This window comes from Pseudomonas sp. SW-3 (genome assembly GCF_016615645.1).
In the GTDB taxonomy this organism is placed as follows: domain Bacteria; phylum Pseudomonadota; class Gammaproteobacteria; order Pseudomonadales; family Pseudomonadaceae; genus Aquipseudomonas; species Aquipseudomonas mandelii.
In genome coordinates, this window is the sequence record NZ_CP067098.1 from 4115918 (window position 1) to 4135640 (window position 19723).

Consider the following 19723-nt stretch of genomic DNA (forward strand, 5'->3'; position numbering starts at 1 on the left):
TCACCACTCCTTGTACGCGATGCCGTTGAGACCCTTGCCGCGTGCATGGGAGTAAACGTCAAAGACGTCTTCGCCCTCCCGCGGGTTCTGAGCCGTACTGTCGTAAGAGCGCAAGCCCCAAGCACCTTCATCGTCACGCTTGACCGGCGTCAGCGGGTCATGGGGCACGCGCCGTAAAAAGTAGAACTTGGCACCCTTGGCGCTGCGCACATCACGCACACCTTCCACCAACACTTGCAGGTTCGGTGGATAGCCGCTGCTGTTCAGCGACTTCTCGATGTAACCGGCGTCGAAGGCGCGTTTGTAGGCGTCGATGGCGTCGCGGATCTGGTACAGCGCCGCACGCAATTCCTGCTCTTTGCCCCGGCGCACCACGGTCTCGGTCAGCGGCGCGGCCATGCCGGCCAGCAGGCCGATCAGGGCCAGCGTCACCACGACTTCGATCAAGGTAAAACCACGTTGCGAGGCGTTCATGATCAAGGCTTCTCGACGACAACAGTGGTGGAATTGACCGCAACCGGCCGATCGATATGTTCATTCTGAATCGGCGCCTGCATCCGGCGGTCAGGCGCCTGGATGTGCATGCTGGTTTCGGTGCCGGTGGGGAATTCCATGTCCGACGGGCTCTGGTACGGCAGGTTGCGCACGATGCGCGGGGTGATGGAGAGCACCAGTTCCGATTTGCCGACGGTGTCCTTGTTGCTGCCGAACAACCGGCCAAGACCGGGAATGTCGCCCAGGCCCGGAATCTTGTTGCCGGTGGCGCCATGGTCGTTACGCACCAGGCCAGCAAGGATCTGGGTTTCGCCGTCATGCAAGCGCAGCGTGGTTTGGGCATTGCGGGTGTCGACCTGAACCGGAATCGTGCCTTGGCGGGTCGGTTCCAGTGGCGTGGCGTTACTGACTTCGAGTGCGATCTTGATCGCCACTTCGTTGTTCAGATGGATGGTCGGCTGCACTTCGAGCTTCAGACCGACGTCCAGGTAGGTGACGCTTTCAGTGATCACCGGACCTTGGGTCGACGGCACGGAGGTGGCGCTGATGATGGGCACACGCTGACCGATGTGGATGCGCGCCTGTTCACGGTTGCTCACGCGAATCACCGGGCTGGCCAGGGTGTTGATGTCGTTGTCCTGGGCGTTGATCTTGGCCTGAGGCGATGGCGAGATGGTGATCCGGCTGGAGTTGATGCCTTTGAGTTGATCGAGCAGGGTCACGGCCGAGCCGTCGCTGTTGACCACGCCGAAGGTGTTCGGCCATTGCAGTCCCAGGTCGAGAATCCGCTGAGTCGCGACTTCCATCACCTCCACTTCCAGCACCACTTCAGGGTTGGACTGGTCCTGCGACTGCAAGAGTTTTTCGGCCATGCGTATGGCGTCTTCGGTGTCGCGCATGGTCAGGGTGTTGAGGCGTTCATCGACGAACACGTCACGGGTCTTGAGCATGGTCTTGATCATGTTCAGCGCGGTGTTGGCATCGATGCTGGTCAGGTAGAACGTGCGCATCACCAGCTCTTGATAATCCTTGAGCTTCTGCGGCGAGTCCGGGTAGATCAGCAAGGTGTTTTCATTCACCACTTTCTGATGCAGCTGGTTCTGTTGCAGCAGCAGTTCCACGGCGTCTTCGATGCGCACGTCACGCACGAAGATGGTGGCTTTCATGTCGGGGCGCAGATCCTTGTCGAAGATGAAGTTCAAACCGGCGACCTGGGACAGCACTTCGAAGATGGTTTTCAGGTTGGCGTCGCGAAATTCCAGGGTCACCGGCCGGTCGAGACGGGTGCGCAGTTGCGGATAAGGAATCACGTTGCGGCTTTGCACCAGACGAATATTGTCTTGCAACTCCAGGGCACCGCCATTCTTGGGGTCCAGTTCGAGGATCTGTTTCACCTGACGGTCGGCGCCGTAGATGTCGCCGCGACGCAGGTCACCCCGGGCCAGTTCGAGTTTGTCATCAAGACTGCGCATGTGCTCTAGCTGGCGCATTGAGTCCTGGGCGCGGCGGTTGTTGGGTTCAATGGTCAACACCCGGCCATACTCCAGACGGGCCGAAGCGAAATCACGCTGGGCGCGATCCATGTCGGCCTGGGTCAACAATGCCGTCACGGCACGGGCACGGCCGCTGGTCAGGGCCAGGTGCAGCTCGGTATCCCGAGGGTTTTCCTTCAGCCCTTCCTCAATACGCGCCAGGCCGGCTTCGTACTGCCCCGACTCCATCAGGTCGGTTGCTTCCTGCTTGGCCACCTGCGCCGAACTGCACGCAGCCAGCCCTGCGCATATACAAAGGTTCATCAACAAACGGGAACTGTTCATTGCGTGCTCCCCACAGACAAGGTCTGGGACAAATGCAGAGGCAGGTAGACAAAGCTGAGTTCCACATCGGAAATCCCCTCGATCCGCCAGGTGTCGTCGATCACATCCCCTTTGCGCACGACGTATATTTTCTCGCCGTTCTGCAAAAACACTTGCAGGTCGGAACGGTCATTGAGCTTGCCGACGAACTGGAAAGGCATCGGCGGTACGCTGGGGACTGGCACCACCGGGGTCTGGTTGACGGGTTGTTCGGTGACGCTGGCCAGCATCGGTGCAGCCTTCCAGCTGCGGGCGGCGAATAGATCGCCGGACGGGCTCAGGTCCTTGATCACCGCGGGTTTGCCATTGGCTGAAGCGGCCGGCAGCGTGCCGCGAATTTTGCTTTTGGCGGGCGTGGCAGCGGTCGCAACCGACGCCTCGCCTTCGTCCGAAGGCATGAAGTAATCAGGCCCCCAGGTCAGCGCCGCGGCTACGCCGAAGAACGCCACCCAGCCCACCACGCGTTTGGTATTCATCATGACCTCGACAGGTAAAGGGTCATGCGGATCCGCCCGGTCAGGTCGGTGTCGGCGATTTTTTTACGCTGAAACTCCACGTCCTCCACCACCACGGCCGGCAACTGGCCGAGCAACGCGTGCAGGAAGCGCCGCAGTTGCGGGTAGCTGCCCCGCACCGGCAGCAGAATCTGATAACGGGCCAAGTGGGTCTTGGGGTCGATGCCCAATGAATATTCACCGCGCGCCAGGGTGATGTGTTCCTGGGCCGCCAGCGCGTAGATCTTGTCGATGGCCACCGTGGCCTGGGGCTGCGACGGCAGTTTGCTGCGGAAGTCGTCGAGCTGACGTTGCGGCACCACCGGGGCGGCGACACTGCCGTCTTCAACCTTGGCCAGGTACTCGCCGGCTTCGCGGGTCTGCTGGCTGAGGGTTTGCAACGAATTCCAGTCCGGCATCAGGCCACCCAGGGCCCAGGCCAGCGCCAGCAGCAACATCGCCAAGCCTGCCAGGCCGGGCATACCCAGGCCTTGCAGGTATTCGTGGACGATCAATCTAGGGATTCGCATCGCCGATCTCCCAGCTAGCCGACAGGTTGAATTGCACCGGTTGTTCCGGCGATTTCACGACAATTTCGTGGCTGAGCAGCGACACATCGGAGAGCTCGTCGCTGGCTTCGAGACGGCGGTGGAAGTCGAGCATCGCTTCCAGGTCCCGTGCTTCGGCGCTGATGCGCACCTGACCCTTGCGGGCATCCGGGGTCAGGGTCAGCAAAGCGATGTTGTCGCGCGGCATCGCTTCGAGCATGGCGAACAGACGTTCCCAGGGCCGGCGCAGTTGCTGCGAGACCTTGCGCATTTCTGCCAGGTTCTGTGCTTGCTCGCGGGTTTCGGCCGGGCTCAAAGTGACTTTGCTGCCGGTGTCGCCGGTGAGTTCACGCTGGGCACTTTGCAGATGGCCTTGCTGTTGCGAGGTCTGTTCGGCGACGTGCTGCTGGGCGACAAAACAGGTCACCACCAGCACCACGCCGCCCGCCAGCAGGCTCCAGCCCAATGGGCCCGAGCGGCGGCGCGGCTGGAAGTCGAGCGTCAGGGCGCGCATATCAGGCCACCGCCCGGGACATCACGTACAAACAATCGTGTACGGCTGTCCGGTCTTCTTCGAGGGTGCGCAAGTGCACACCGGGCACGTCGGGCTGTACCTCGATCCGCGCTGGCGCGTGCAGGTAAACGTTCAGCGGCCGCTCGCTGATGGAGGCTTGCAACTGGCTTTCCCGGCCGATCAGCGCGGTCAGTGCGGCATCGCTGTCGCTGCTGCCCACCGAACGCACCGAGGTCCAGCGCCCTTCCCTGGCCAGCAGCAAGACACTGCGTACGGGCTCGGCGACCACGAACAGGAAGTCACCGGCGTCGAGGCTTTTATCGAAGTGATTGAACGCCGCCATCAGGTACGGCTGTACCGACCGCAGGCGCAGGCCGCGACCGCTGACCAGATTGCGCAAACGCGTCAGCAAGTCTTGCGGCAGCGCGGTGGCGATCCGGTCGTAACCCGCAGGTTCAGCCGACAGCACCATGCTCCAGGGTTGGGCCGGTACACCGTAGAGGTCTTCGAAACACAGTTGGGCAAACCCGAGCAATTCGTCGGGGCTGCTGATCTGTTCGCTCCAGGGCACCAGGCAGAAGCGGCTGAAGTGACCGGAGACCACCACGCTCAGTTCCGCACCGGCCGGGGCGTGTTCGCCCAGCAAACGGTCGAGGGTTTCGAGGGCGACGGCCCAGGCATGGAAGCCTTCGTCGATAAAGCCGACGCTGCCCAGCCACAAGGTGTCGCCACCCTTGCGCTGACCCAGGCCGACACCACTGGCGCCGAGTACGGCGACATAACGATCACGAGACAAAAGTGACACGATTGATCTCCTCGAGCGTGGTCCGCCCCTCAGCTACCAGTTCCAGAGCGGACTCGCGCAACAAGCGCAAGCCACGATTGCAAGCGTGTGCCTTGATTTTCGAAACGGGTTGGCGCTCGACGATCATCTGCCGCAGTTCGTCGTCCAGGTGCAGCAGCTCGGCAATCGCGGTCCGCCCGCGATATCCGGTGCCGCGGCAATGGCCGCAGCCTTTGCCATGGACGAAGTGGTAGTGATCGACCTTTTGCGGATCGAGCCCTGAGAGGCGTAGTTCTTCATCGGTCGGGGTGCTCGGCACGCTGCAACTGGCGCACACCAGGCGGATCAGCCGCTGGGCGAGCACGGCGTTGAGGGCCGAGACGAGGCTGTAAGGGTCGATTTCCATCTGGGTGAACCGGCCAATCACGTCGAACACGTTGTTGGCGTGAATGGTGGTGAACACCAGGTGCCCGGTCAGGGCCGATTGCACGGCGATCTGTGCGGTGTCGGGGTCGCGGATCTCACCGACCATGATCTTGTCCGGGTCATGGCGCAGGATCGAGCGCAGGCCACGGGCAAAGGTCAGGCCTTTCTTTTCATTGACCGGGATTTGCAGCACGCCCGGGAGTTGGTACTCCACCGGGTCTTCAATGGTGATGATCTTGTCCACGCCGTGGTTGATCTCGGTGATCATGGCGTAGAGGGTGGTGGTCTTGCCGCTGCCGGTCGGGCCGGTCACCAGCACCATGCCGTAGGGTTCGGCGGCCAACCGGCGCAGCTGGCGCAGGGTGTTTTCTTCAAAGCCCAGGGCTTGCAATTGCACGCCGCTGACCTTGTCCGCCAGGTCCTGTTTGTCGAGCACCCGCAGCACCGCGTCTTCACCAAAAATGCTTGGCATGATCGAGACCCGGAAGTCGATCTGCCGGCCGCTGATGCCGATCTTGAAGCGACCGTCCTGGGGCACGCGTTTTTCGCCGATGTCCAGTTCGGCCATGACTTTGACCCGGGAGATCACCTGCTCGGCGAACTCGCTGCCCTGGATTTTGCTGATGTTGTTCAGCACGCCGTCGATCCGGTACTTGATCACCAGACCGCTGCCGGTGGTGCCCAGGTGGATGTCGCTGGCGTGCATTTTCAGCGCGTCGTAGAGGGTCGAGTTGACCAGTTTGACCACCACGCTGGCGTCTTCACTGATGCTGGTCAGGGACAGGCTTTGCAGGGTGTCGATTTCGACATTGGCGTCGGCCTGGGCGTTGAGCGATTCCACCGCGTGGAAACTCTCTTCGTGACGCGCCAGGTAGGCTTTCAGGTCGTCGGCATGCACCAGGTACAGCGGCGCGCCGTGCAGGCAGTCGTCGATCCACGCCAGACGGGTTGTGTCGAACGGATCGGCAAACACGCCAATGACCGCATCGTCATGACGCAGCAGGATGAATTCGCGCTTGAGGCATTGGGCCAGGGTGACCCGGTCGAACACCGGGGTGGCTTGAAACAGGGTGTCGGTGTCGAGCACCGGATAATGCAGGGTAGCGCCGAGGCACTGGATGAAGGGCATGGGGGCCAGTTCGCACAACCCCCCGAGGGCCTCCAGAACCCGCTCGCCGGAACCGGTTGCCAGGGCCCGGGCCTGGGCCAGTTGTTCACTGGAAAAGCGAGACGGTACACATTCCAACTGCGCCGGTTCTACGGCAAGGGATAGACGGTCCATGGCATGCTCTCCAACGCCGGGGGCTTTGAGCCCTGTCGACGCGGCAGGCCATTGCGGCGTATGCCGGAACGTCTTGTCGCGCCACTACTCCCCGGTGAGCAATTGTTGGTCGTCTGGTGCCTTGGAGGTCGATGGAGTTCGTCGACGATCTGCCAGCACCCAACTGCCGTCGTACAACTGCAGCGGGAAGCTTTCGGTCCTGCTCTGGCGTCGTTCGACGAATCCTTCGGACTTGCTCATGCCTGCTTTGGGTTCGCGCTCCATCCCCAAAAGGTCACAGACTGCACGGGCCAATTCCGCCAATGGAAACGGTTTGAACAGGATATGGCTGACTCCCAGTTGCCGGGCCCGCTCACAGACTTCAGCGGTTGGGTGCCCGGTAATCAGCACAAAATGGCAGTTCCTGTTCTGGCGGACGGCATCGAGCACCTGAAAGCCTTCCATGTCTGGCAAGCGGTAATCGAACACCATCACATCGGGTGAAAAACTTTTGGCTTCGCCGATAGCTGTTTCACCGTTGTGAGCTATCCGGACTTCCAGCGCTTGCGCCTGCAGGTAACCCTGGAGGTTTTCCGCCAGCAGCTGTTCGTCTTCAACAACCAGTACTTTGTTTAACAAGGTGGACTCCTTGAAACCGCAGGTCCGATATTCGTGCCTGGGAGTACGCGCCTTAATTAGGCTAACGCACACTTCATGCCAGACTGAGCGCCGGTTTTCGACCGCTTCATCTCTATGATTTTCATGAAAAAATCTTTTCGTTCAGGAACCCCGTCCCCCAAAGGCGGGGAAGCGCTCGGAATTGCCCCTGAAGCTTTCCCCACATTTGGGGGGGAACCTTCAATCGTCGTCAATCCGCTCGATTCGATTGCTTGATCGCAACTGCCCCAGAACTTGTAGACGAGCCTGGGACTTTTGCTGTCGGGCAAGGTAAGCCCGAACCATTTCAAGTCCCTGAGCTTCTGAGACATCGGCCGCCTCCTGGTGGTTCTGTAGGTAGATCAAATGCCAGCCCAACGGTGTGCGCACTGGCGCGCTGACGGATCCCGGCGCCAGCGCAAATGCCGCGGCTTCGAATTCCGGCATCATGCGCCCACGGGGAAAATAGCCCAGATCCCCGCCTTCGGTGGCGGAAGCATCTTCGGAGCCGGCCCGGGCAATGCTGGCAAAGTCCTCGCCCTGGCTGATTTTCACCCGCATCTCCTCTAAGCGTAGCCGGGCGGCTTCAACGGTGGCGGCATCGGCGCCCTGAGGCACTTTGACCAGGATGTGCCGCGCCTGGATTTGCTCGGGAGTGCTCATTTCGGCGCGGTGTTCCTCGTAGAACGCGCGGACCTGTTTTTCGTCCGGCTCAGCCACCTGGAGCAGGTCGGCGAACACCTTTTGCGCCGCGAGCTCACGGCGCGTGTACTCGATAAAGGTGGCTTCGTTGAAACCGGCGTCTTCCAGCCGGCGGGCGAACACCTCGGCCCCCCCCATCGCTTGCCGCGTCTGCTCAACCTGGCTTTGTACGACCTCATCGCTGATCTTCACCCCGCGTTTGCGCGCTTCCTGCCACAGCAACTCCTTATCGATCAGCGCATCCAGTGCTTTCTGGCGCAATTGCTTGTACGCCTTGGGGTTGCGAATGCTGCCCACTGCGCGGCCCTGGTCCTCCAGGTATTCGGCAAAATAGCGCTCGAGACGGAACTCGGAAATTTCCTCGCCATTGACCCGTGCGGCAGCCGGGCCGTTGCTGCAGAAGGCCACGGGGACCCACATCGTCAGCAGAATCAGCAGCGTCTTGAGTTTCATCATCAGCCCTCTTTTCAGGGTGTCACGGCAATCGGTTTGTACGGTGCGACCAGAAAGAAGCGCTGGTCGGGCAAATCTACGGTGACGATGTGGGCACCGCTCAAGCCCAGTCGGCGACCCGGACCGAAGCTGAGCAGCGGGGTCAGCCCGGTGTCGAAATCGTGCAACCCTTCCAGGGCACTGATGAGTTTTTCGCGGCTGGCGTCGCGCCCGGCCTGTTTCATGCCTTCGCTGAGCAGCAGCATCGAACTGTAGGCGCCGACTTGCAGCACCGCGTGCTCACCGCCGAGCCCCTGGTGCTCGCGCAGTTGCGTCAAGGCCAGGCGCCCGGCCAGCGTCCAGTCACTGGGCACGAACGGATAGGCCAGAAACACTCGCCGGGAAAACCCGCTGGGCAATTGAAACAGGTCACCTGCCACCTGATTCGACGCGGCGAACAGGTAAGGCACCTGCCCCGCCGTTTGCAGGCGCTCGGCGAAGCGACTGAAACCGACGCCGCTGCCCAGGTAAAACACCGATCGCGAGCCCAGCGGCAACTCGTCCTGCGCCGAGTTGTAGGCCTGCAGCCGCACTTGCTGCCAGGCGTGATCTTGCAGGTACTGGCCGAGGTGCTGCGCCGCCTCCTGTTGGCTCGGCTCGTCCGGGTAGACAATCAGCGTCGGGCCCTGGAGCAAGCGCAAATTGGCGGCACCGTAGTCGGCCAAGGCGATCAGTTGCTCGCGCAGCCCTGACAGCGGTTCGAAAATCTGCCGACTGGCCGGGGCCATGCCCTGCAACGAGAGCGGCCCGATCAGTGGAATGCCGGCGCGTTCCAGCCGCGTGACCAGTTCGGCGTCGAGCGCAGGTGCCAGTGGTGCGATCAGGGCGAACACCTGTTCCTGCTCAATCAAGCGATCCAGCGCCTGTTTGGCACTGGCGCGGTCCGGGCCCGGATCGAGGATGGTCAGGCGCAATTGCCGGCCATGGATCCCGCCCGCCTCGTTAATCCGCGCCACGCTGCCCTTGAGCACCGCCGCCACCGTGGCGCCCTCCGTGCTCAGCGGCCCCTGCCTCGGCAACAAGGTGCCCAAGTGCAGGCTGTCGGCGGTCAACCCGGGGTCGCGATCATCGGCCACGCGCTTGAGGTAGGCCGTGAGGTTGCGCTGATCATTCATCGACAGCACGAACCGGGGCATCGCCGGGTCGAGCCGATTATTCGCCGAATCGCGCCCTTCCTGGATCGCCCGGGCCAGTGCGCCCTCGGTGTAGGCCGGGTAATTGCGACCGTTGATCTGCTGTTGCCCGTAACCGCTGGAGAGCCGCGACCAGCTGATGTCCGGCGGCCGTACCCCGCCTTCGGGTCGCCCCTGGGCATCGGCGCCATGGCAATTGGCGCAGGGCAGGCTGGTGGCGGGCAGCAACATGCCCGCCGCGCCCACCCGAGCCATGATCGGCTCACCGCTTGCCGACACGCCCTCGCGATACAGCCGTTTACCGGCGCTTTCGCTGGGGCTCAGCGGCAACGCATTGGCGGCGAGATTGATGCCGCCAATCAGTAGCAGGCCGAGGACGAGGGCAATGTTCATGGCGCGTGCTCAACGACTGGCCACGGGCATTGTCAGCAACTGCAAGCGCTGGGCAATGGCGGCGGCCGGTGCATCGGGACGGATCTTGCTCCAGCGCTTGTTGGCCACGTCACCGACAATCAGCTGCGTCGAGTGCTGCTCGGGAGTCGGCACAATCTGGCCGATGCGCCCCAGTACAAGGTCCATTTGTGCCTTGTCGCCGGTGAGAAAAAGCCAGTGGGGGCCATCGACGCCCTGCTTCAAGGTGTAAGCCTTGAGTACCGCCGGCGTATCGCGCAGCGGATCACTGGTAAGGGAGATAAAGGTGATGCCATCGGCCTTGTCGCCCAGCACTTCGCGGACTTCCTTGAGCTTTTGGGTGATCAGCGGGCAGGCATCGTTGCAACTGGTGAAAATCACGTTAAGCAACACCACGCGGTTTTGTAGCGCGTCACTGTAGAAACGCAGCGTGTTGCCGTTCTGGTCCTGCAACGGCGTGTCGGTGAACCAGGTTTTCGCATCCTGGGTGCCGCCGGCCGGTTGCGCAGCGGCCACCGCCGGCGCCGGCTCCTGGTGTCCTTCGTGGGAAAACGCCATAAAGCTGATGACGCAAAAACACATCGTAAGGAAGATCAAGGCGAGGGCTTTCATGGTTGGTGCTCCATGGCAATGGCCGTGTGTTTGGCGTGGGCGTTGCGCTGGCCGCTGAGTTTCTCGACCTGGCGGGTCAGCACGGTCGGGTCGGTAAAACCGTAATAGCGTGTCCAGTGGCGGCTGTTGCCGTCCCCCACCAGAATCAGCGGTTGATGGCTTTTGAAGTCACCGCTGAAGGAGCCGAGGCCCTTGAGGGTCTCGTTGATCGACTGCGAGCTGCCAGTCAGCCAGCTCCAGCCCGGCCCCTTCTGGAAGCTGCGGGCGTAGTCGTTGAGACGCTTGGCGTCATCGCGCTGCGGGTCGATGCTGATGGACACCAGTTGCACCTCCTCGCCGACCCGGGCGCCGAGTTGCTTCTGCACCTTGCCCATGATCGAGGACACCACCGGGCACACCGTGGTGCAGCTGGTGTAGATGAAACTCATGACCACGATTTTGTCGGTCACCAGGTCCTTTTCCAGACGCACCGGTTTGCCGTTCTGGTCCACCAGCGCAACGTCGGCGAATTTGACCTGGGCGCTTTCCGAACTGGCACTTTTGGCCGGCATGTCATGCCCGGCGTGTTCATCCGCCGAGTGCGCCAGGGCCTGGCCGATGCCGACGGCCAACAGGCAGAACGTCAGCAGTCCACGGTGTGCGAATCGGTTCATGTCGGTTTCCTCTTCAGTGGGCATCGCCGGGAATCACCCGAACGCTGGCAAAGGTCTTGTCATCGAAACTCGCGCCAAGGGACGCCGCACGCACGTGCAGGTACCAGGCGCCGTTCTGGTCGAGGGTCACCGGGGCTTCATAGATGCCATTGCCCACGTCAAGGGCCGCGACTTGCTGGGCCCGGGAAGTCGGAGCACGGAAGTAGCGCACCTGAACGTCCTTGACCCCGCTGCGCTGTGCCTTCTGCTGGCCCTGAACAATGCGAAACCGCACGGTGTAAGGACTGCCGAGGGCGGCCGTGGATTTATCGAGCATGAACTCGACTTTTGGCACGCCGGGGAGCGTGGCGAGGTTCGGGTCTGGCTCAACCAGCGCCGTGAAGCAATGGATGATGTTCGGCTGGTTGAGCAGGAACGCCACGTCGAAACGCCCGGCGGCTGGCAGCTTGATCCGCGAACTGTAAAGCCCTGGCTCGACCTCGCGCAGGCTGCGGTCGATGACCATGGCGGCCCGCGCCACCTGCCCGCGATTGGGGTAGCCGGACATCGGCGCGTTCATGCCTTCGGCGTAGAAATAGGTGGTGTTGTCCACCGGGTTGACCACGAACACCGCGTTGTCGTCCCGCGACACCGCCAGGCTCGAGGCCAGGGGCAAATCACCGGCCAGTCGTGGCGCCTGGGGCCCGGCTTCGAAACCCTGACTGATCGGCGTGCGGCCGGCCCCCAACGACGAAAGGTTGATCATCGTGACCTTGGCCGAGGCCAGTCCGCGGACGTAGGCGTAGGCCTTGGTGAACACCACTTGATAGGGTTCGGCGGATACGTCCAGCTCGTGGATCATCGAATCGGTGGCCGCGTCGATCACCGCCACCTGGTTTTCCAGGGTGTTGAGGACGATGCCGAAACGCCCGTCCGCACTGAACCCCATCGGCCCCAGGCCCTGTTTCATTTTGATCACCCGCCGAACCGCGAGGCTGGCGGTATCGACCACGGTCACGCTGCCGTCCTTGCCGTCGGCGACATACACCGCCTGGGACAGCGGCGAGTACGCCACCGACAGCGGGTGCGAGCCGGTCTTGAGTTGCTTGCTGATGGTCAGGCTGGCGATGTCGATGATGCTCAGGGTGCCGTCGTCGCGGTTGCTGACGAAGGCAAAACGGCTGTCTTTGCTGAAGGCGATTTCATGGTGCCCGGCCCCGGTGGCCAGGTGTTTGAGTGGCTTGAGGCTGCGGGTGTCGATCACCGTGACCCCGGACTGCTCGGCGGTCTTGGCATTGTTGCCGACCCACAGCAGGCGCTCGTCCGGCTGCAAGGCTACGCGCACCGGGTTGCTGCCAGCGGCGACCGAGTCGACCAGCTTGAACTGCTCGCTGTCGATCACCGCCACTGCATCGGCGGTCGGCATGGAGACGAACACCCGTTTGTTGTCCTTGGGCGTGGTCCAGTCCATCGGCGGTTGCTTGATATCAATCCGCGTCATGGTGCTGGTGATGCCGCCCACCGACACCGACGGGTCGACCACCGAGACACTGGCGTCGCGGTTCATCACCAGCAGGAAGTAGCTGTTCAGGTCGAGCAGCGGCCGCGCGCCAATGCTGGATTTGAGGAAGACCCCGACCCGGGATTTGCAGCTTTGCTCGCGGCCCTGAGCCTTGTCGGCGGCGATGGTTTCCGGGTCCAGCCAGGCGCCGGGGTTGACGCCTGACAACGGCTGGCCCGAGGCACTGTCGCTGACGCGGAACTGCACGTCGGCAAACTCGCCTTCACGCAACACACCGTCCTTGGCCAATGACTTGACCTCAAGCGCCACCGAAATCCCGTCTCGGGAGAGGTTCTGACCGCTCCAGGTGTTCGGCAGTGCGACTTCGCTCAGCAGGTTGGGCGGCGCGGTGCGCCAGACGCCGAAGCTGATGAGTGCCACTGCGACGACCAGCCCACAACCGGCGATTTTTGTAGTCCTGTTCATTACCCTCTCCCCTTACAGATCTGTGCCTGCCTTGTCCCTTGTAGGTACGAGCGGTGTCAGCCCCCCAATCCCTGGCTTTACGGTGCCGGTGCAGGTTCTGGCTCGTTGGTCACCCGCAGCAATCCCCAAAGCCCGGCGGTGTTGCCGTAGGCGCCGTAATCGCGGAACAGGTAGTCGCCCGGTATTGCGTTGCTGCCCCCGGCGCTCGGGTGCATGAAGCTGAAGTGCGCCGCCGGCAGGATGCTTTCACGAGCGCCGATGTACATCGACATCGGGTTGTAGCCGAACCGCACCGACCCCACCCCAGGTGTCATCATCGGATAGCCACCGGTATCGCTCTTCTCCGACTGGAACGGGTTGACCGACCAGACGTGACCGTCCAGTTGGAAGGTCGTGCCGCGACTGCCACCGGTCGGCATCAGGATATGGGTGCGGAACGGTTGCCCCGGTTTCACATACAGCACCGGAGTCTGAGGATCGCCCCCGATGAGCGCATTGCTGTACGCCATATGCGCGTTAGGCACGTCACCGTAACCGGCGCCATTGGCGTGCCCGAACGGCGCATCCGGCGCCAACCCGAAGCGGAACCAGATCGGCTCGGCCTTGTAGTTGATGGCCATGCTCGAGTTGTCCTGTGGATCGGTCGGCACACCAAAGCCTTCGGCGGCAATACCTTCCACCGGCCGACCGTTGGCCCAGCGGATGTTCAACGCTTTCTGCCAGACCATCGCAAAGTCGCGGTAAGTGGTCTGCCCTGGTGCCGTGACCGTTGCGTTGGTTTTACGCGCATCCTCAACCCAGGTTGCGCCGACCGGCAGGATGGTCATCGCCCCACCCAAGCCTTTCTGCGGTTGTTTGATGAGGTCCGCCGGCGTGATATTCAGTCCGCCGAACTCCACCGCCGTGGCGTTGATGTTGTCGACACTGCGGCCCAGTTGCGAGATCGGCTTGCCTTCACGCTCCAGGTGCCCGGCGTAGTACTGATAAGTACGGGTCGGGTATGCGCCGCTGTTGCCGATGCGCGGTGGCACGGTCTGGATCGGGTTGGCGCCGACATTGGTGCCATCGGATTTGGTGATGTCATACGCCAGCAGTTGTGCATGCAGGCCAACATGGCTCGAAGGCCGCAGCAGGTTGTTGGTGAAGATGGTCGAGCCCTGGCCATTGTTGCGATCTCGCTTGACCAGCCCTTGCATCACGGCAGTCTGGGTCAGGTCGGGCATGACCACAGGCAAGCGGTTTTCCAGGGTGACGTTGATGCAGTCACCCGCCGCCGCGCGCAATACCAGCGGCTCCACCGGTACACCTGGTTTCATTGTTCCAGTGAGCGGATCGAGGTCGGATTTGCGCACGTACAGGATCGCAGTCGGATCATGCAACGGGCCGCTTTGACCGCCGATGGTGATGGTTTCGCCATCTTCAGGATCGACCACGGTGACCTGAGGGATGTTCACCGGCCGCGAGTTGAACACCAGGGTGCCACCCGCCGGGTTCAACGGCCCACCCACGTGTTGCCCGATACCGGCCGGATCGCCGATGGTCAGGTTCAACGGATTGCGCAGGATGTCGTTGGCCAGCGCCGCAACCACTTCATAGTTGCGTTGCACGGTCGGCCGGGTGCCGATGCCGTTCGGGTTGGCGCCATACCGTGGGCAGATGCCATCGAACGCCACGGTGTTGCGCATACCGGTCGGTTTCGGGTTGTTTGGCAGTGCGAACAGATCGCTGCGCTGGGTCGTGTAGTTGCGCATCACGCCCCAGATACCGTTCCAGTAACCTTCAATCGAAGCGTCCATCGAGTACAGGTAATCCCCCGTGGCCGCCGCCGAACTGGAGAGCATCGAGACCGGCGCGTTGAAGCCCAACTGTTCGGAGATACCGACCATCTGCGACGAGCGCCAGCCGGAGTTGGAGCTGTTGCCGAAGCCGGAACCGCTTTGCAGCCATTTCACGCCGTGCAGGGTCACGTTGTGCTCTTCTTCGTGACCGCCGGCATGCACCCGCAGCCGCACGTTGTCACCGGTGTAAGTGCGCAACATTGGCGTGAACGGGTCACCCGGTTCCGCGCCGCCACGGTTGACGTGTGGCGGGAACAGTGTGGTGCCGCCGGTTGGACCGGTGGCGGCGGTGACCAGGTTCGGTGCCAGGTTCATCGCCGGGATGGCGCGGTCGGTACGGCTTTGCATGGCGTACGCCAGGTCGCCGCCGAGGCCGTCGGCCTGCATGCCGCGCTTGCCGTCCGGGCCGACCTTGTTCGGGTCGTAGACCCGCAGGGCCAGCGGTTCGTTGCGGTAGTTGACCACGAACATGCCGGGGTCATCGACCGAAATCGCCTGTGGGCATGGCCGAGTCGGACAACCCGGCACCATACCGCCCTGCACTTCGATGATGCCGTCGAGCAAGGTGCTGGCGTTGTTGCGCACTGGCGGGTTGATCGCGTAGCGGAAGCTGTCCGCGGTGGCCGGGAAGGTTTGTGGATCAGGCACGCCGTTAGGACCGGCGCCCACATACACTCCGGCTTCATAGGCGTGCTGGAAGTCGCTGTACTCGAGGAAGAACTCACGGAAGCTGTCGTTCTTGCCGTCGCCGTCGATGTCCCCGGTGGACACCACCGCTTGCCACGACGTCGGCCCGCCGTCCTGGCGCGCGCCGCTGTACAAAGGCTCGCCGGTTTCGGCATGGAACCAGGTGGAACCGGCCGGTTCAGCCAGTACGGTGGCGTACAGGCCAATCTGTTGGTGAGTCGATGGGCCCAGGTGGTCATGGGTAAAAATGGTCCCCAGTCCACGGTCGACACCTTTGGCGTTTACCACCGGATCGGCGAACCAGCGCTGCATCGCCGTGCGCGCGCCCACCCAGTCCGCCCGGCCATACTGACCGAAGTACGGGTGATTCCTGGCTTTTGGACAGGCCGGTGTGCCGTCACGTGGATCGGTGCCTTCGCACTGGTTGAACTCGCGAATGGCGCGGATGCGTTCTTGCACGGCCCCCGGGGAAAGCACGCCGTCTTCGTAGTTCCAGCCGTTGGCCGAACCGTCGGCCGCCGTCAGGTCCCATTTGGGCAGGTGAATGTGCTGCCCGATCACGTCGGTCGGCGTGCGCACCTGATAGTCATCCATCTCATAGACGGCCGGCACCAGGTTGGTTTGCTGGTATTGCACGCAATCGAAGGTGTTCATGCGCATCACCAGCGGCTCTGGTGGACGCTGCTTGGTGATGACCGGCCAGGCGTCTTCCCACAGGGCCAGAATGCGCGCTTGCGGGAAGTGGTAGCCGACCTTGTTGTACACCGCGTCGAACTGGATGTTCGCCGCTTTGTAGACCCGTGGACGGTCGGCGGTGAAGGTCGAGGAGCCGGTGTAGGACATGCCGTCGATGCGTTCACCGCTGGCAAACTCGCCGGTGCCGGCGCTGCTGGTCAGGCGTTTCTGCCGGTCGTCCATGCACGGTTCGTAATAAGGCGCGCCGGCAATCGGCAAGGCACCGTTGGTGCGGAAGGCCTTCGCCACGATTTGATTGCCGGGCAGCAAGGCAAAGCTTGGGTGGTCCTTTTTGGCGTGGAAGGCCATGGCCGCCTGTTCGACTTCGGTGCCCTCTTCCGGCATGTAGATCGGTTTGGCGCGGGTCACTTCCTTGGAGAAATCCAGCGACGTGGTAATGGTGTGCGCCACGCCACCGGCGGAGAAACCGTCCAGGGAATGACGCCCCAGGCCGCCATCCCAGCCACCGGACTGCGCCGGGTCGAGGTTGGCCCACAAGGCGTTGCCGCTGGTTTTCAAGGACTGGGCCTTGGCCGCGTCGAGCATGTCCAGCGGTGGCGTCGGCGGACGTTGGCCGACCGAAGTTTCCATGCCGCCGATCCAGAACGGATAGCCAGGGTTTTTCAGGCTGCCGTCGGCATTGCGGTTGGCTTCGCTGCGATCCACCAGGGCCAGGGAACCGATGGCCTGAGCGCCGCCGCTGCTGCCGCTACCGCCGCCGTCGTCATCTTCTTCGTCATCGTCGTCACCACCACCGGCGACCAGGGTCTCGCCGATTTTCGGCACCACCGCGACCTTGCCTGGCATCGGCGCCATGGCTTTGCCCGGCAGCGGCACGACCGCTGGAATCGGCGTACCGGCAATGATTTCGCCATCGGGCAAGGCCCGCGCACCGGCCGCCGGTTTGCCGCTACGCAAGGCGTAGGGTTCGCTGTGGAACCCGTCGGCACCTTGCTGGGACACTTCGAGTCGGGTGCCTTCTTCAAACACGTCATGCACCCGCCACATGCTCCACATACCTTGTGCGAAGTGCGGATAGAAGTGGCAGTGGTAAATCGCATCGCCCGCTACGCGGTTACGGTTGCCCGAACCACCGTTGGCGATTTCATAGGTGTAGCCGGCACCCGGGCCGATGCCCTGGGCATCCACATAGTCGGAGTTGTCATCGTTGGGGTTGAACAGCCATTGATGACCGTGCAGGTGGAAGATGTGCTGCTCGTGGCCGTTGTGGGTGTTGCGGAATTTGACGAAGTCGCCAATGTAGCTGTGGTTGACGTTGGACGGCTCGGACGGATACAGCGCCATGGTCGCCTTGACCCCAATCTGATCGGCGCTCGGTACCTGCCCTGGAAGAATGCCTTCCAGGCCAGCGTTGGCCGGCACGTCCACCAGCATCGCCACGTCGCCGACAGTGTGCGAACTGAGGAAGAATTCTTCATAGGCGCAGGACAGGCAATCGTGCATCGGCCCGACACCCAGCCGGTTGGCCACCACCTCGGCGCCCATGCCGCCGGAGCCATAGTTGATCATGAACGAGTCGCGGGTCGGCTCCAGCACATGGGCCATGACCGGGTCGGCCCAATATGCGGGGAACGCCTGGGTCGCGGCGGTTTCATCCTGGAACTGCGAGGCGAAATCGCGGAACGGTTCCAGCCGGTTCGGAATCGCCGGGTTGCGTTTGCCGACGGCTTCCAGCGGATAGGTCGACGGCGGGAAGCTGCCGTCGGCGTTGCTGCCCATCACAATCGCGTCGCTTTCGCTGGAGATGATTTCATTGCCGTCGACCATGTTGATGATCGGTGTGCCGGCCTTGCCTTCACGGATCCACGGTTCGCGTTGCGGGTAGCGCGCCTGGTAGTCGACGATCGGTTGACCGGCCGGGGTGCGGCCGCTGCTGGCCAGGCGCATCTCTTCTTCGGTCACGGTGTTGCGGTAGCTGCGGCCTCCCTTGGGCACCACCACGACCTGGCCGAACAGGCCGTTGGCAACGTTGCCCGCATCGCCTTCACCACCGAACGTCGCGCCACGGCTGCTGGCGGCGAATGCACCTTCGCGCTCGGCGAACAAGGTGTAGGAACGGGTGCCGCCGGGGGCGACCAGCGAATTGCCGTTGCGCCCGGTGTACGAGGCGATGTCATCGATGCTGTTGACCGCTTGCATGCCGTTGACCTGGAAGCCGACGTGGCGGTCGGTGACCTGCTCATCGACTTTGAACTGCTCGACGTCACCGATTTCGACCTCCCCCTCGACCCCTTCCTCGCCGTTTTCGTGGCTGCCGGGATTGGCCTGATACGCCAGCAGGTTCTGCAGGTTGATGGTCAGGCAGTCACCAGCGGCCACCCGCAACACCAAGGGACGCGGACGCTTGTCGGGCCGCAGCGAGACTTTGCCCGGCACTGCCGCGCCGCCCTGAGCCAGGGACACATTGTGGTCGTCGACCACGTCACGGCGCAGGGCGAACATCATGCCGTTGGCGTTCTGCGCCCCGAGGCGGTTGAACATCAGCGGCTGATCCAGCGCCACGACGTTCGCCACCAGATTGCGCTCGCAGCGCAGGGCCGCCTCAGCCAGCTCGATGCCGAACATCGACACCACCAACAGCGCGAATTTAAACAAGGACGAAGTGTTGGGTATGCCGGTCATGATCACGGGCCTCGCTGTGGGTGCTCACAGGGAATAATTCTCGACAAATCCGCTTGAGCAATCCGCATGCCATAAATAATTCAGTTAGTTTTCAGCCACTTGAAGCGACGATCTGAGAACCCGGGGGATATTCCCCACTTATTCCCCACTTTTCGGCCCAGTCCTTGTTGCCCCACTATTGGGGGACGTTCCCCACACTCGCCGATCACAACGGTGCGTCCATGGCCAAGCCTTGCAAGCGCCGGTACTGGCGCAAAACGCTGGGCACATAACGCTGGGTTTCAGCAAACGGCGGGACCACTCCGCCACGGCTCAGCACCGCTTGCGGCCCGGCGTTGTAGGCCGCCACGGCGAGGGTGATGTCGTTGTCGAACAGGGTCAGCAGGCGCTTGAGGTATTTGGCGCCGCCCTGGATGTTGGCCTTGGGGTCATAGACGTTTTTCACCCCCATCTCCCGGGCGGTATCGGGCATCAATTGCATCAGCCCGCCGGCGCCTTTGGGGGACGTCGCATCCGAGTTGTAGCGGGACTCTTCGCGGATGACCGCGTGCAACAACGCGGCCGGCAATTCATTGGCCGTGGCGGCCGCCGACACCAGCTCTGCATAGGGTTGCCTGGCAATCATCTGGGGCTGCTGATCAAGACCGACCAGCGAGGATTGGGGCTCGTGAATCACCCGTTCATAGGTGCGGCCGGGACGGTGAACATTGGACAGTACGTAACTGCCCTTGGCGTCCACGGAAACGAACACATCGGCCTGTACGACGCTCGTCAGCAGCAAACAGCCGAGCAGTCCTGTGGTGAGTGTTTTCATTT

Annotated in this window: 15 protein-coding genes; all 15 read right to left on the minus strand. The window is 62.6% G+C overall.

Annotated features, from left to right (window positions below; translation table 11 throughout):
* The 15 genes from JIO00_RS18420 to JIO00_RS18490 all read right to left on the minus strand — a co-directional run bounded on the left by JIO00_RS18420 (window position 1) and on the right by JIO00_RS18490 (window position 19721).
* Window positions 1–474 carry a type II secretion system protein gene (locus JIO00_RS18420; RefSeq protein WP_200666545.1) on the minus strand — a complete coding sequence of 158 codons (474 nt, stop codon included), beginning with the start codon at window positions 472–474 and terminating at the stop codon, window positions 1–3.
* Window positions 475–476: 2 nt separating this feature from the next.
* A complete protein-coding gene (locus JIO00_RS18425; RefSeq protein WP_077750408.1) occupies window positions 477–2312 on the minus strand; it encodes a type II secretion system protein GspD in 1836 nt (611 codons plus the stop codon).
* The gene (locus JIO00_RS18430; protein WP_200666547.1) at window positions 2309–2827 is read right to left on the minus strand and encodes a hypothetical protein; all 519 of its coding nucleotides are present in this window, start codon (window positions 2825–2827) and stop codon (window positions 2309–2311) included. Before JIO00_RS18430 ends, JIO00_RS18425 begins: the two co-directional genes overlap by 4 nt.
* Window positions 2827–3375, minus strand: a complete 549-nt coding sequence (locus tag JIO00_RS18435) for a GspMb/PilO family protein (RefSeq protein WP_010455688.1) — start codon at window positions 3373–3375, stop codon at window positions 2827–2829. Before JIO00_RS18435 ends, JIO00_RS18430 begins: the two co-directional genes overlap by 1 nt.
* The gene (locus JIO00_RS18440) at window positions 3362–3907 is read right to left on the minus strand and encodes a PilN domain-containing protein (RefSeq protein WP_010455690.1); all 546 of its coding nucleotides are present in this window, start codon (window positions 3905–3907) and stop codon (window positions 3362–3364) included. Before JIO00_RS18440 ends, JIO00_RS18435 begins: the two co-directional genes overlap by 14 nt.
* A gap of 1 nt (window position 3908) precedes the next feature.
* A complete protein-coding gene (locus tag JIO00_RS18445; RefSeq protein WP_042932742.1) occupies window positions 3909–4712 on the minus strand; it encodes a hypothetical protein in 804 nt (267 codons plus the stop codon).
* Window positions 4693–6399, minus strand: a complete 1707-nt coding sequence (locus tag JIO00_RS18450; RefSeq protein WP_200666549.1) for a GspE/PulE family protein — start codon at window positions 6397–6399, stop codon at window positions 4693–4695. The genes JIO00_RS18445 and JIO00_RS18450 overlap by 20 nt, the downstream gene beginning before the upstream one ends.
* An 84-nt stretch (window positions 6400–6483) precedes the next feature.
* Window positions 6484–7017, minus strand: coding sequence for a response regulator (locus JIO00_RS18455; RefSeq protein ID WP_077750405.1), 534 nt, complete (start codon window positions 7015–7017; stop codon window positions 6484–6486).
* A 219-nt stretch (window positions 7018–7236) separates the two neighbouring features.
* A complete protein-coding gene (locus JIO00_RS18460; protein ID WP_010455698.1) occupies window positions 7237–8190 on the minus strand; it encodes a peptidylprolyl isomerase in 954 nt (317 codons plus the stop codon).
* A gap of 14 nt (window positions 8191–8204) precedes the next feature.
* A complete protein-coding gene (locus JIO00_RS18465) occupies window positions 8205–9755 on the minus strand; it encodes a cytochrome c/ABC transporter substrate-binding protein (protein WP_200666551.1) in 1551 nt (516 codons plus the stop codon).
* Window positions 9756–9764: 9 nt separating this feature from the next.
* Window positions 9765–10385, minus strand: a complete 621-nt coding sequence (locus JIO00_RS18470) for an SCO family protein (RefSeq protein ID WP_200666552.1) — start codon at window positions 10383–10385, stop codon at window positions 9765–9767.
* Entirely contained in the window at window positions 10382–11038 is a 657-nt protein-coding gene (locus JIO00_RS18475) for an SCO family protein (RefSeq protein ID WP_042932740.1), read from the minus strand. The genes JIO00_RS18470 and JIO00_RS18475 overlap by 4 nt, the downstream gene beginning before the upstream one ends.
* 13 nt (window positions 11039–11051) lie before the next feature.
* The gene (locus JIO00_RS18480) at window positions 11052–13004 is read right to left on the minus strand and encodes a YVTN family beta-propeller repeat protein (protein ID WP_200666554.1); all 1953 of its coding nucleotides are present in this window, start codon (window positions 13002–13004) and stop codon (window positions 11052–11054) included.
* Between the two features lie 77 nt (window positions 13005–13081).
* Window positions 13082–18907, minus strand: coding sequence for a manganese-oxidizing multicopper oxidase MnxG (gene mnxG / locus JIO00_RS18485; protein WP_200666556.1), 5826 nt, complete (start codon window positions 18905–18907; stop codon window positions 13082–13084).
* A 205-nt stretch (window positions 18908–19112) separates the two neighbouring features.
* Window positions 19113–19721 carry a lytic transglycosylase domain-containing protein gene (locus tag JIO00_RS18490; RefSeq protein WP_010455720.1) on the minus strand — a complete coding sequence of 203 codons (609 nt, stop codon included), beginning with the start codon at window positions 19719–19721 and terminating at the stop codon, window positions 19113–19115.
* Between the last annotated feature and the right edge of the window lie 2 nt (window positions 19722–19723).

Coding starts and splice junctions, on each gene's coding strand:
- JIO00_RS18420 (WP_200666545.1), bottom strand. CDS start 474: ATGAACGCCTCGCAACGTGGTTTTACCTTGATCGAAGTCGTGGTGACG.
- JIO00_RS18425 (WP_077750408.1), bottom strand. CDS start 2,312: ATGAACAGTTCCCGTTTGTTGATGAACCTTTGTATATGCGCAGGGCTG.
- JIO00_RS18430 (WP_200666547.1), bottom strand. CDS start 2,827: ATGAATACCAAACGCGTGGTGGGCTGGGTGGCGTTCTTCGGCGTAGCC.
- JIO00_RS18435 (WP_010455688.1), bottom strand. CDS start 3,375: ATGCGAATCCCTAGATTGATCGTCCACGAATACCTGCAAGGCCTGGGT.
- JIO00_RS18440 (WP_010455690.1), bottom strand. CDS start 3,907: ATGCGCGCCCTGACGCTCGACTTCCAGCCGCGCCGCCGCTCGGGCCCA.
- JIO00_RS18450 (WP_200666549.1), bottom strand. CDS start 6,399: ATGGACCGTCTATCCCTTGCCGTAGAACCGGCGCAGTTGGAATGTGTA.
- JIO00_RS18460 (WP_010455698.1), bottom strand. CDS start 8,190: ATGAAACTCAAGACGCTGCTGATTCTGCTGACGATGTGGGTCCCCGTG.
- JIO00_RS18465 (WP_200666551.1), bottom strand. CDS start 9,755: ATGAACATTGCCCTCGTCCTCGGCCTGCTACTGATTGGCGGCATCAAT.
- JIO00_RS18470 (WP_200666552.1), bottom strand. CDS start 10,385: ATGAAAGCCCTCGCCTTGATCTTCCTTACGATGTGTTTTTGCGTCATC.
- JIO00_RS18475 (WP_042932740.1), bottom strand. CDS start 11,038: ATGAACCGATTCGCACACCGTGGACTGCTGACGTTCTGCCTGTTGGCC.
- JIO00_RS18480 (WP_200666554.1), bottom strand. CDS start 13,004: ATGAACAGGACTACAAAAATCGCCGGTTGTGGGCTGGTCGTCGCAGTG.
- mnxG (WP_200666556.1), bottom strand. CDS start 18,907: ATGACCGGCATACCCAACACTTCGTCCTTGTTTAAATTCGCGCTGTTG.
- JIO00_RS18490 (WP_010455720.1), bottom strand. CDS start 19,721: ATGAAAACACTCACCACAGGACTGCTCGGCTGTTTGCTGCTGACGAGC.